This window comes from Bacillus sp. L_1B0_5 (assembly GCF_000836715.1).
Classification (GTDB): Bacteria; Bacillota; Bacilli; order Bacillales; family Bacillaceae_G; genus Bacillus_A; species Bacillus_A thuringiensis_S.
Genome location: NZ_JXIS01000039.1, coordinates 57,722 through 69,960, shown reverse-complemented (window position 1 = coordinate 69,960; position 12,239 = coordinate 57,722). Strand labels below are relative to the sequence as shown.

Genomic DNA, 12,239 nt, shown 5'->3' with positions numbered 1-12,239 from the left:
ACGTACATTCATATAAGGGGTGAACACGTATGAGAAATATAGAAAATAGTTTGTTTTATATGCCTGCGGAATGGGAGAAACATGAAGGTACATGGCTCCAATGGCCACATGATAAAGCACATAGAGGTGAAGGTTATAGAGCTAAGTTAGATGATATTTGGATATTGATGGCAAAGGAGCTTCACTATGGAGAAAATGTCCATATTGTTGTATGTGATGAAGAAGAGAAAATACATGTCCAATCGAAGTTAATGGAAGCTAATGTAAATATGGATAAAATTGATTTCTTAATTCAAGAAACTGATGATATTTGGATAAGAGATAACGGACCAATCTTTGTAACGGATAAGGAAGGGAATCGCTGCCTAACGCACTGGATATTTAATGGTTGGGGAAATAAATATCCGTACGAAAAAGACGCTAATATTCCGAATGAAATAAGTGAAATGTATCGCATTCCAAAAGTTGAATCTAGTGTCTGTCTAGAGGGCGGGGGAATTGAGATAAACGGAAACGGGACCTTAATGGCGGCGAAAACGTCTATTATAAATGAAAATCGAAATCCCACACTAAGTCAGAAAGAAATTGAAATGGAGTTAACGAAATATTTAGGAGTAACGAATTTTATATGGATAACTGGTATACGCGGAGAAGATAATTATGATGAAGATACGGATTATCATATTGATGGCGCGGCACGGTTTGTAAATGAAAATACGATACTGTATGAATATGATCCTTTCGGTGAAGGAGAGCCATACCTTTTGGAGGCGTACGAAAAGCATTATCAAGAATTGCGACGAGCGAAAAATATAGATGGAAAGCCATTTCAGCTCATTCCAGTACCAGTAACAAGAAAAGTGGTAAAAGAAGCAGACTGTAAGGGTTCATATTTGAATTTTTATATTGGTAATGAAGTCGTATTAGTTCCTGTATATGGCGATGAACATGACAAGTTAGGGCTGCAAATTATTGAAGGTCAGTTTCCAGGAAGAAGAATTGTCGGTATTTATGTGAATGAATTGTATGCGTATGGTGGTATGATTCACTGTGTGACGCAGCAGCATATAGAATAGAGTAATTCAAATGAAAAAGCATGCAGAGCATATACTCTGCATGCTTTTTATAATGCTGAAAACTCCTCAACAAGTTGAGTGAATTGTTTCAATGCACTTTCAATCGGTTCTGGCGTAGTTAAATCAACACCAGCTTTTTTCAATAGGTTTAGTGGATAATCAGAACTTCCACCTTTCAGGAATTCAATATAATTTTTCTGAGCATTCGGATCACCGCTTAATAGTTTATCAGCGATTTGAATGGCAGATGCGAATCCAGTTGCATATTTGTATACGTAAAACGGGCGGTAGAAATGAGGGATTCTAGCCCATCCGTATTTTACTTCTTCATCAAATACAAGTGAATCACCGTTATATTCTTTAAATAGTTTTTCATAAATTTCACTGAAGACTTGTGCATTTAATGGTTTACCTTGTTCCGCCATTTCATGTGTGATTTTTTCAAATTCTGCAAACATAATTTGTGTAAAGAAAGTACCTTTGAATTTTTCAATAAAATGGTTAACTAAATGGTTACGCACGTTCGTTTCTTTTGCTTCTTTTAATAAATAGTGAATTAATAACACTTCATTTACTGTAGAAGCGACTTCTGCCACAAAGATAGAATAATGTGCAGAAATTCTTGGTTGGTATCCATGTGAATAGTGCGTATGCATACCGTGCCCGCATTCATGAGTAAGAGTGAACAGGCTATTTAAATCATCGTGATGATTTAAAAGAATGAAAGGGTGAACACCATATACACCAAAGTTATAAGCACCAGAACGTTTTCCTGGTGTTTCTCTTACGTCTATATATCGTTTATCTTTAAAACTTTTTAATGTCTCAATATATTCTTCTCCTAAAGGAGCTAGTGATGCAATCATAATGTCAAATGCTTCACTATATGGGATGTCTTGTTTTGCACCTTCTACTAAATCGACGCCTAAGTCGTATTGTCTTAGTTCATCTACGTTTAATTTTTCTTTTCGAATTTCATTGTATGTATGTAATGTTTGAATGTTTTTTTTCGTTGTATCAATAAGGTTTTCATATACTTCTTTCGGAACCATATCGCCAAATAATGATTTCTCTAGCGCTGATGGATAGTTTCTTAGCTTTGAAACGGTAACATTATTTTTAATAGCAGCGGATAAAGTAGATGCGATGGAATTCTTTAACTGAACATATGGTTTGTAATATGCTTTATAAGCTTCTTTACGCTTTTCACGATTCGTATCTTCTATTAACTTTGCATACATTCCGCGTGTTAAGTTCACTTTTTCTCCATCGTCAGTCGTCACTTCACCAAATAATATATCTGCATTGTTTAACATACCAAATGTGTGCTGTGGAGAAGAAAGAGCTTCACCCATCTGTGATAAAATTTCTTCTTGGTCCTTATTCAATACATGTTTTTTATAACGGTATAATTCAAACAAGTCTTCTTTATAATATTGTAAGCCTTCTGTTTCTTCTATGTAAGAATGTAATGTGCTTTCGTCTATGCTAAGTAAGAAGGGGGAAAAGAAAGATTTAGCTGCACTTACTTTTACGTGTAATTGTGATACTTTATCGACAAGAGATTGCGCGTCAGTATCGCGTGTATCAAGGTCAGATTGTAATCGTGCATAAGCGAACATTAAAGATATTATGCTAGAAATTTCTTCACTCTTCGTTAAATAAGCTAATAAACTATTGCCATCGTGAATATTGCCATTAAACTCGTGTAATTCCTTCGTTAATACTTCAATTTTATGAAAATCACTTTCCCAATCTTCAATTGTATGGTAAATGTCTGTTAAATCCCATTTTTCTATATCAGCTACTTGTAATCGATCTTTAAGTTCTGTCATAATCATTTCCTTTCTAAACATGTAGTTATATTTCTATATAACTATGAAATACAACAAATTGCAAAAAATCCCTGCTGAAAATTGAAAAGCCTTGCTAAAATAACAAGGCTTACATACTTATAGTGTAATTCCGAATTTTGAATGTAAAAGGTTTGTATATTGCATGTCTGTAACGGTTTCTTTCGTTTTTTTACCATTTTTCGCTACTGTAAGGCTATCTTTCGTTAAAGAGGCATGCCCATCTTCAGTTAGTTTTACAATAAGAGGTACTTTATTAAAGGGTGACCCTTCATGTTCAACGATAATTTTTTGTGCTGTATTTGCTTTTTCTTCATCCACTTCTTCTATATAAAATGCATAACCTAACGTCCAATCATCAGCAGAAGATTGATCCAAGAACTCATTGTTTTTCCGCATCTCTAAAATGTAGTTTCCCTTTTCGGTCATTTCTTTACGAATACGATAATCTCCTGTAACAGAGTGAATGACTCCACCTGAGAAAGGGACAGGGGCAAGAGGTAAGTATGATCCGAATCCTACTTCAATTAAATAAGATTCATTATGATGTGTTAAAACGGTTGCGATATGGCCAGAATCAACAGCCCATATGGAGTTTGCAGCGTTATAAACTGTTCCTGAAACGAGATGAACATCAAATCCAGCGTCTTTAAGGAAGTAATACATAGTAGGATTGAGTTCATAACAAAGACCGCCACGGTTATTTACTAAAATTTTCTCTTTCAAATTTTCTTTTGATATTTCTTTAAAATTCTTTTCGAGAATATTTAAGTTTTCAAAAGGAACAGTTTGTGCCATTGCGTACATAATGTTAGATAAATCTTCAAATGAAACTGTGTCTTTTTCTTCTATATATAATCGTGCGAAAAATTGTTTTTGAAAGTCTGTCATAGAAATCCCTCCGTTATGTTTTTATAGGTAAATTGTAAACAATCTTGAATAGGATGTGAAATTAAAACTACGTTGAATATTTGAAGTGAGATTAAAAAAAATGTGGGAGAGTGAGAGATTGCTACTTTACTAACGGTGGGACGAATATTATAATAATTCTGATAAACTATGCAAACGCTTTCTTAGAAGGGGATGGTGTACAGATGTTTAAAAGAATAACAATAGTCGGATTGTCAGTTGTTATGTTTTTACCTAGTATATATGAGGGGAGTAGAGCATATGCAGATACAGTTAATAATGGAACGTTAATGCAGTATTTTGAGTGGTATGCTCCGAATGATGGGGATCATTGGAATCGTTTGCGTACTGATGCTGAAAATTTAGCGCAAAAAGGAATTACATCTGTTTGGATACCCCCTGCATATAAAGGAACTACGCAAAATGACGTAGGATATGGAGCATATGATTTATATGATTTGGGGGAATTCAATCAAAAGGGAACAGTGCGGACGAAATATGGGACGAAAGCACAATTGAAATCTGCAATTGACGCTTTACATAAGAAAAACATCGATGTATACGGTGATGTAGTTATGAATCATAAAGGTGGGGCTGATTATACGGAAACTGTCACAGCAGTTGAAGTAGACCCGAGCAATCGAAATGTTGAAGTATCAGGTGATTATGAAATTAGTGCGTGGACAGGCTTTAACTTTCCAGGGCGTGGAGATTCTTATTCTAATTTCAAATGGAAATGGTATCATTTTGACGGAACAGATTGGGATGAAGGAAAGAAATTAAACCGAATTTATAAATTTAGGGGCATAGGTAAAGCGTGGGACTGGGAAGTGTCTAGCGAGAATGGGAATTATGATTATTTGATGTACGCGGATCTTGATTTTGATCATCCAGATGTTGCGAATGAAATGAAAAAATGGGGAACGTGGTATGCGAAGGAATTAAATTTAGATGGCTTTCGTTTAGATGCTGTTAAACATATTGATCATGAATATTTGCGCGATTGGGTAAATCATGTTAGACAGCAAACGGGGAAAGAAATGTTTACAGTAGCTGAATATTGGCAAAATGATATCCAGACTTTAAATAATTATTTAGCGAAGGTCAATTATAATCAATCTGTGTTCGATGCACCACTTCATTATAATTTTCACTATGCTTCAACAGGAAATGGGAATTATGATATGAGAAATATTTTAAAAGGAACGGTAGTTGCGAATCATCCTACACTTGCGGTTACTCTAGTTGAAAATCATGATTCACAGCCTGGTCAGTCATTGGAATCTGTAGTGAGCCCTTGGTTCAAACCGTTGGCATATGCATTTATTTTAACGCGTGCAGAGGGATATCCTTCTGTTTTCTATGGTGATTACTATGGTACAAAAGGAAATAGTAACTATGAAATTCCAGCGTTAAAGGACAAAATTGATCCAATTTTGACGGCACGAAAAAACTTTGCATATGGTACGCAGCGGGATTATTTTGATCATCCAGATGTAATTGGCTGGACAAGAGAAGGTGATAGTGTACATGCTAATTCTGGTTTAGCAACATTAATCTCTGATGGACCAGGAGGGTCAAAGTGGATGGATGTTGGAAAGAATAATGCAGGGGAAGTATGGTACGATATTACGGGTAATCAAACAAATACTGTAACAATTAATAAGGATGGTTGGGGACAGTTCCAAGTAAGTGGAGGATCAGTTTCCATATATGTTCAGCGGTAGGTTTCCCCCTTCTTTTTTACATGCTGCATAGTTATAAAGGTATGACACCTTTACTTCTCACTTAACATATAGTATGATGATTTCAATAAATTAGATTTCAATGACTATAATATAAATTAATGAGAGGTGCTTTTTTGTGAGTGCGGTAGGTACTAAATAGGAAAAATTTAATGAAATAAATCGGATAAAATCAGGGGATTTTTATGTGTATCATACCCCTAAATTTGTCATGGATTTATTTCGATACCTATGAAGATACCTACAACACTTTATAAAGCGTGTAATAAGGGGATTGCCATCCGTTTTTTATGGTTTATTTCCTCATATGTTATTGCACATGCCTTGTAAATGTAAAAGCTGCGGTATCCCCGCAGCTTTTTTGTATATATTTTTAATGTATAAAAATGGTAATTGAATAATGTAGAACTCATTGGAATCTAATGAGTAGGTATCTTCATTTATGATAAAAATCAATCATTGTGAGGAGAAACAAAATGAATACGATGACTTTTGAAAAGTTACAATATAACGAATTAAAGGATATAGTGAAATCTTATTGTGTAAGTGGATTAGGTAAGGAATTACTAAACAAATTAGAGCCGAGTACGAGTCTAAAAGTAGTGAGAAATCGCTTGAATGAAACGACAGAAGCACGAGCTATATTAGATGCAGAGGGGCATGTTCCTTTCTTCGGCATTTCTAATATTGCTAGTACAATTCAAAAATTAGAAAAAGGGATGATTTTAGACCCAGAAGAATTAGTAAGTGTTTCAGACTTTTTACGTGGGTGTAGAAAGATTAAAAAGTTTATGTTAGATAAAGAATTTTTTGCACCAGTATTAGCTTCTTATGCAAATTCAATGACTGAATATAAAAGTATTGAAGAGGAAATTAACTTTTCAATTAAAGGAAATAGTATTGATGTAGCTGCAAGTAAAGAGCTAAAGCGAATTCGAAATAATATCGATTCTGTAGATGGGAAAATAAAAGAACGTTTAACGAAGTTTTTAAATAGTAGTGCAAATAAGAAATTCATTCAGGAATTCTTTATTAGTAAAAAGGATGACCGTTATACGATTCCAATTAAATCTTCCTATAAAAACCAAGTTGCTGGAAGTATTATTGAAGCCTCGGCAAAAGGTTCTACTGTATTTATAGAACCACATACGGTTACGAAATTGAATGCAGAATTAGCAGGCTTGAAAGCAGAAGAAGCGGTTGAAGAGTATCAGATTTTAGCGACTTTATCAGGAATGGTGTTAGAAAACATTTATAGTATAAAGATTAACATGGAGCTAATTAGTCAGTATGATATGGTATTCGCGAAAGCGAAGTTTAGTAAATCGATTGATGGAATAGAACCGAAGTTAAACGATCATGGCTACATTCATTTAGTGAATTGTAAGCATCCGCTTTTAACAGGGCAAGTTGTACCGTTACATTTTAAAATTGGTCAAGAGTATCGTAGTTTAATTATTACAGGGCCGAATGCGGGCGGAAAGACAATTGTGTTAAAAACGATTGGATTGTTAACATTAGCTACAATGTCAGGCCTTCATATTGCAGGAGATAAAGGTACAGAAATTGCTATTTTCGAAAATGTATTCGTAGATATTGGTGATAATCAAAGTATTGAAAATGCACTAAGTACATTTTCTTCTCATATGAAAAATCTTTCTGAGATTATGAGGATGTCAAATAATAATACGTTGCTATTATTTGATGAAATAGGAAGCGGTACAGAACCGAATGAAGGTGCAGCACTTGCAATATCTATTTTAGAAGAGTTGTACCTTGCGGGATGTATTACCGTTGCGAGTACGCATTACGGAGAAATTAAACGATTCTCAGAAATGCACGATGACTTTATGAATGCAGCGATGCAATTTAATAGTGAAACGTTAGAGCCGCTTTATAAATTAGTTATTGGCAAATCAGGGGAAAGTAATGCACTTTGGATTGCAAACAAAATGAACGTAAAAGAACATGTACTGAAAAGGGCGAAAGAGTACATGGGAAATAAAGAGTACGCTTTAGAAAAAGTGAATGAAAGTAAAATTAGAAAACCGAAATTTGTACAAGAAAAAAGAGAATCTCATTATGAGTACAAAATCGGCGATCGTGTGAATTTATTGGATTATGATGATTTTGGTATCATCTATAAGGAAAAAGATAATTTTTATAACGTTGATGTATATTATAACGGTGAATTCGTTGAAGTAAATGTAAAACGTATTACTTTAGAGGTAGCAGCGAAGGAGTTATATCCAGAAGGATACGATTTAAATACACTATTTGTTGATTATAAAGAAAGAAAAATGCAACACGATATTGAGCGCGGATCGAAAAAAGCACTGCGTAAAATTCAAAAAGAAATAAGAAAGAATAGAGGATAAGTTAAAATGGTAACGATTAGACAAGAACAAAAAAATGATTATAGAAAAACAGAAGAAGTCGTAAAAGAGGCATTTTCACTTGAAGAATTTAGCGATAAAACAGAACATGAACTTGTAAAACGTATTAGAGAATGTGACGCATTTATTCCGGAGTTATCAATTGTTGCGGTAGATGAAGATATAGTTGGTCACATTATGTTATCGAAAATTACAATAGAACAAGATGGAACTTCTGTAGAATCGTTAGCACTTGCACCAGTTTCAGTTACTAGGGGCCATCAGAAGAAAGGAATTGGCGGAAAACTGATCACGGCTGCTTTAGAAAAAGCGAAAGAACTTGGATACGGATCAGTTGTAGTATTAGGACATCCAGAGTACTACCCGAAATTTGGTTTTAAGAAAGCAAGTGAGTGGAATATAAAAGCACCGTTTGAAGTGCCTGAAGAGGTATTTATGATAATGGAATTAACAGAAAATGCTCTTCAAGGTGTAGAAGGAATTGTACAATATTCGAGTGCTTTTGCTGAGTAGGAGTACCGGTTAAGAAATGTAATCATAAAAGATGCTATCTTTTTGTATGGATATACAGAAAGATAGCTTTTTTTATTAAGCGGATCTACTGACGTATATTTTGCTCAATGAATAATTGAGGTGGTAAAATTGATATAGAAACGTAAAGGGAGAGAATGAAATGAATAAGCGAGAAACAGATAGCAATGAGAATGCAGTTACGTTATATGTTACAAGGCACGGTAAAACAATATTAAATACGAATCATCGCGCGCAAGGTTGGGCAGACTCTCCATTAGTAGAAAAAGGTGTGGAAGTTGCTACAAATTTAGGAACAGGATTAAAAGATATTCATTTTATGAATGCGTATAGTAGTGATAGCGGCCGCGCGATTGAAACTGCTAATTTAGTATTAAAATATAGTGAGCAATCAAAATTGAAACTTGAGCAAAGAAAAAATTTGCGAGAATTAAATTTCGGTATTTTTGAAGGTGAAAAACTTGAGAATATGTGGGATGTGGTTGGAAAAGCTGCGGGCGTTGCATCACCAGAAGAACTCATGAAGTTTTCTATTCAAGAAGTTATCGATCTTATTAGAGCAGCAGATCCTACGAAACAGGCGGAAGATTGGGAATTATTTTCTACTCGTATAAAAGTAGAGATTGATAAAATTAGTGAAGAAGCTGCTAAAAATGGCGGCGGTAACGTATTAGTTGTCGTTCATGGGCTTTTGATTACTGCCTTAATAGAAATGTTAGACAGTAGCAAAACAAAACTTGGGGTGGAAAATGCTAGTGTGACGAAGATTGTATACCAAGATGGAACATATACAGTCGAGTCGGTTGGAGATATGAGTTATGTTGCAAAAGGGAAAGAAAGTGTTGAAATATAATTAAATCTCAAATAGAAATAAGAAAAGGAAGGTAGAGAAATCTAGCTTCCTTTTCATTTTGTGAATTATGGGATTAATAAAATCTTCCCAGTACTTTTACGGCTTTCTAATAATTCATGAGCACGGGCACCGTCTTGTAAAGAGAATGTAGTAGGATTTGAAATGTTTAATTTTCCAGTTGCGATCCAATCAAATAATTGAGTGGAGCGCTGCTTACGTTCTTCATAAGTGGTAAGAACGTTCCAAAGGTCTCCGCCAGTTAAAGTTTTTGAAGTATCCATAAGCATACGTGGATCAACTGGAGCAGGATTACCACCAGCCATTCCGTAAAATACGACAGTACCGCCAATTTTAGTAGCGTTAAAACTTTCCTCTAATGTAGAACCTACTGATTCATATACAACATTTACTCCAGTTCCATTAGTCATTTCAAGTACTTTCGTATGCCATTCTTCGTTATATAAAAATACGTGATCGGCACCAGCTAATGTAGCTATCTTTGCTTTCTCTTTTGATGACGTTAAACCAATTACTTTTCCGCCATATAGTTTAATCATTTGAACGAGAAGTTGACCGACGCCACCAGCTGCAGCGTGTACTAAAGCTATATCACCTTGTTTTAGTTGATAGCTATCTTGCGTTAAATAATGTGCTGTTAATCCTTGTAATAAGACAGAAGCGGCTGTTTCAAAAGAAATAGAATCTGGTAGTGGGATTACTTTTTCAGATGGAACGGCAACCAGTTCTGCATTTGCAAATGGGACGTCCGCAAATGCAATACGGTCTCCTAGGTTGATAGTAGTAACGTCAGCTCCTACTTTTTCAACAATTCCAGCTCCTTCATAACCTAATACATAAGGCGGATTGCCAGCAAGATGATAATCGCCGCGGCGTCTATAAATATCAGCGAAGTTTAATCCGATTGCTTTCGTGCGGACTAGAATTTCATTTGGATTTATGGTTGGATCATGTATTTCTTTATATTGTAGTACATCTGGACTTCCAAACTGTTCGAAACAAAGTGCTTTCATATGGAATACCTCCATTTTATTGTTTGTCGATGCTCTTTATCATACAATATAAATATCAATAGACAAAGAGGATTAATTCGATGGAATCAATCGGAAATATCGATTGAAAAGAGGGATGATAAATGGAGATAAAACAATTAATTACATTTAAAGTAGCAGCAGATACTTTGAACTTTACACAAACTGCGAAGAAATTAAACTTTGCTCAATCGAGCGTGACAGCGCAAATTAAAACGTTAGAAGCCGAGCTTGGTACACCGTTATTTGAAAGATTAGGAAAACGTCTTTTCTTAACTGAAGCAGGAAGAAAGTTTCAACTATATGCGGACAAGATTATTGCACTTAGTAACGAAGCAAAGACGGCCGTGAAAAATGATGAGGAAATAGCAGGTACGTTAATAATTGGTGCACAAGAAAGTCAATGTACATACAGACTGCCTTCTATATTAAAGAAGTTTAAAGCACAATTTCCTCAAATAAAACTTATATTTAAACCAGCACATTCTAATAAAGATGCGAAGGAACAATTGATGGAAGGGAAAGTAGATCTTGCATTTATTTTGGACGAATGTAAAACAGAAGATGTTTTGCATGTGGAACCACTTATGAAAGAAGAATTAAAAGTAGTAGCTGCTCCAGGGCATCGTTTACTTGAACAACCTTCAGTTTCTATAAAAGATTTAGAGAGTGAAACACTTTTACTAACAGAATTAGGCTGCTCGTATCGGACTTTATTTGAAGAGCTATTTCGCGGGGAAGATGTATATCCAGCAAATAAAATTGAATTTGTTAGTGTTGAAGCAATTAAACAATGTGTTATTGCAGATTTAGGCATAGCCGTTTTACCAGCAATAGTAGTAGAAAAAGATATACGAGAGGGGACGATAAAAGAGTTACATTTAGAAAATACAATCTCTCCGATTTATACGCAAATCGCTTGGCATAAAGATAAATGGATGACAGCACCACTGCGGCAATTTATTGATGTAACGAGGGAGTTTTTTGTAACGGATTAAGTGGAGAAATATTTATTTTATATAAAAGAAAAAATGGCAATTTTGTATAAAGAACCGATGCTTGAATATAACAAGTATCGGTTCTTTTATGTTTTAAATATAGAATGCTATAAAATGTGTATTTCTCAACTTTTTTTCTTACAAGGATAAGTAAAATTTTTCGTATATTCCAATAATCATAAGGGAATTTACAACGTTTATACGTTTCTGTAAGATGCCTCTAGGAAGCGTGAAAGGAGGACTTACATAGCAGTATAGTTTGTCTTTAGTATACGTACTTATTGTGAGGAGGAATTTAAAATGTTTAAAAAGTTAATGAAAGTATGCGTGTTAAGTGCGGCAAGTATAGGTGTATTATTTAGTTTTCAAGGAAGTACATTTGCAGCTACTGATTTAAGTAGTTATTATGACGGGAAAAATCCAGCAACAACGAAAGTATACGGGGGAAGTACGACGTGTGATGCAGATGGATTTAATGCAAAATCTACAGCTGTATATGAAGGTAGTAAAAAAGTAGGGACAGTGTATTTACGTTACAGTAATAAATGTCATGCAGCATGGGCTAAGTTTGTTTTAGATCAACCAGCACCAGCTGTTTCGGGAGGAGTGTACGCGTACGCTGTTGTGAATAAATACAAAAATGGTGTATTTCAAAAATCAGTTACTTCTAATCAGGGGAACGGCACAATAAAAACAGGTCAAACGAGCACTTATACAGGAATGGTATTTGATTTAACTGCTGATTTCGGATACACAGCAGATGCTGAAGCAGTTACGTTTAATAACGGTTACGGGAAAACAGCACGTTATTAATAAAGGAGTGAAATGA

Annotated in this window: 10 protein-coding genes; 7 read left to right on the top strand and 3 right to left on the bottom strand. The window is 34.8% G+C overall.

Going from position 1 to position 12,239, the window contains the following annotated elements; genetic code table 11:
- The first annotated feature begins 29 nt into the window (after positions 1-29).
- Positions 30-1,076, top strand: a complete 1,047-nt coding sequence (locus RT27_RS12440; RefSeq protein ID WP_043936331.1) for an agmatine deiminase family protein — start codon at positions 30-32, stop codon at positions 1,074-1,076.
- 47 nt (positions 1,077-1,123) lie between these two features.
- Here RT27_RS12440 and pepF read toward each other — a convergent pair whose 3' ends face one another.
- Both pepF and RT27_RS12430 read right to left on the bottom strand, forming a co-directional pair.
- Positions 1,124-2,911 carry an oligoendopeptidase F gene (gene pepF, locus RT27_RS12435; protein WP_029442916.1) on the bottom strand — a complete coding sequence of 596 codons (1,788 nt, stop codon included), beginning with the start codon at positions 2,909-2,911 and terminating at the stop codon, positions 1,124-1,126.
- A 117-nt stretch (positions 2,912-3,028) separates the two neighbouring features.
- Positions 3,029-3,820, bottom strand: a complete 792-nt coding sequence (locus tag RT27_RS12430) for an arylamine N-acetyltransferase (RefSeq protein ID WP_043936330.1) — start codon at positions 3,818-3,820, stop codon at positions 3,029-3,031.
- Between the two features lie 203 nt (positions 3,821-4,023).
- Here RT27_RS12430 and amyS point away from each other — a divergent pair, with 203 nt between their 5' ends.
- The 4 genes from amyS (at position 4,024) to RT27_RS12410 (ending at position 9,363) form a co-directional block, all read left to right on the top strand.
- Positions 4,024-5,565 carry an alpha-amylase gene (gene amyS / locus RT27_RS12425; protein ID WP_043936329.1) on the top strand — a complete coding sequence of 514 codons (1,542 nt, stop codon included), beginning with the start codon at positions 4,024-4,026 and terminating at the stop codon, positions 5,563-5,565.
- Positions 5,566-6,059: 494 nt separating this feature from the next.
- Positions 6,060-7,961, top strand: a complete 1,902-nt coding sequence (locus tag RT27_RS12420; RefSeq protein WP_043936328.1) for a mannonate oxidoreductase — start codon at positions 6,060-6,062, stop codon at positions 7,959-7,961.
- 6 nt (positions 7,962-7,967) lie between these two features.
- Complete coding sequence (locus RT27_RS12415) at positions 7,968-8,492, top strand: N-acetyltransferase (RefSeq protein ID WP_043936327.1); 525 nt, start codon at positions 7,968-7,970, stop codon at positions 8,490-8,492.
- 160 nt (positions 8,493-8,652) lie between these two features.
- The gene (locus tag RT27_RS12410) at positions 8,653-9,363 is read left to right on the top strand and encodes a histidine phosphatase family protein (RefSeq protein ID WP_043936326.1); all 711 of its coding nucleotides are present in this window, start codon (positions 8,653-8,655) and stop codon (positions 9,361-9,363) included.
- Positions 9,364-9,428: 65 nt separating this feature from the next.
- On the opposite strand, the gene RT27_RS12405 is transcribed toward RT27_RS12410, so the two are convergent.
- On the bottom strand, positions 9,429-10,394 hold the full coding sequence (locus RT27_RS12405) for a quinone oxidoreductase (RefSeq protein WP_043936325.1): 966 nt from the start codon (positions 10,392-10,394) through the stop codon (positions 9,429-9,431).
- Positions 10,395-10,516: 122 nt separating this feature from the next.
- Here RT27_RS12405 and RT27_RS12400 point away from each other — a divergent pair, with 122 nt between their 5' ends.
- Together RT27_RS12400 and RT27_RS12395 are read left to right on the top strand one after the other, a co-directional pair.
- Positions 10,517-11,410, top strand: a complete 894-nt coding sequence (locus RT27_RS12400; protein ID WP_029442909.1) for a LysR family transcriptional regulator — start codon at positions 10,517-10,519, stop codon at positions 11,408-11,410.
- A 300-nt stretch (positions 11,411-11,710) separates the two neighbouring features.
- Positions 11,711-12,223, top strand: coding sequence for a YjfA family protein (locus RT27_RS12395; protein ID WP_000473732.1), 513 nt, complete (start codon positions 11,711-11,713; stop codon positions 12,221-12,223).
- The last annotated feature ends 16 nt before the right edge of the window (positions 12,224-12,239 follow it).

Coding starts and splice junctions, on each gene's coding strand:
- RT27_RS12440 (WP_043936331.1), top strand. CDS start 30: ATGAGAAATATAGAAAATAGTTTGTTTTATATGCCTGCGGAATGGGAG.
- pepF (WP_029442916.1), bottom strand. CDS start 2,911: ATGACAGAACTTAAAGATCGATTACAAGTAGCTGATATAGAAAAATGG.
- RT27_RS12430 (WP_043936330.1), bottom strand. CDS start 3,820: ATGACAGACTTTCAAAAACAATTTTTCGCACGATTATATATAGAAGAA.
- amyS (WP_043936329.1), top strand. CDS start 4,024: ATGTTTAAAAGAATAACAATAGTCGGATTGTCAGTTGTTATGTTTTTA.
- RT27_RS12420 (WP_043936328.1), top strand. CDS start 6,060: ATGAATACGATGACTTTTGAAAAGTTACAATATAACGAATTAAAGGAT.
- RT27_RS12415 (WP_043936327.1), top strand. CDS start 7,968: ATGGTAACGATTAGACAAGAACAAAAAAATGATTATAGAAAAACAGAA.
- RT27_RS12410 (WP_043936326.1), top strand. CDS start 8,653: ATGAATAAGCGAGAAACAGATAGCAATGAGAATGCAGTTACGTTATAT.
- RT27_RS12405 (WP_043936325.1), bottom strand. CDS start 10,394: ATGAAAGCACTTTGTTTCGAACAGTTTGGAAGTCCAGATGTACTACAA.
- RT27_RS12400 (WP_029442909.1), top strand. CDS start 10,517: ATGGAGATAAAACAATTAATTACATTTAAAGTAGCAGCAGATACTTTG.
- RT27_RS12395 (WP_000473732.1), top strand. CDS start 11,711: ATGTTTAAAAAGTTAATGAAAGTATGCGTGTTAAGTGCGGCAAGTATA.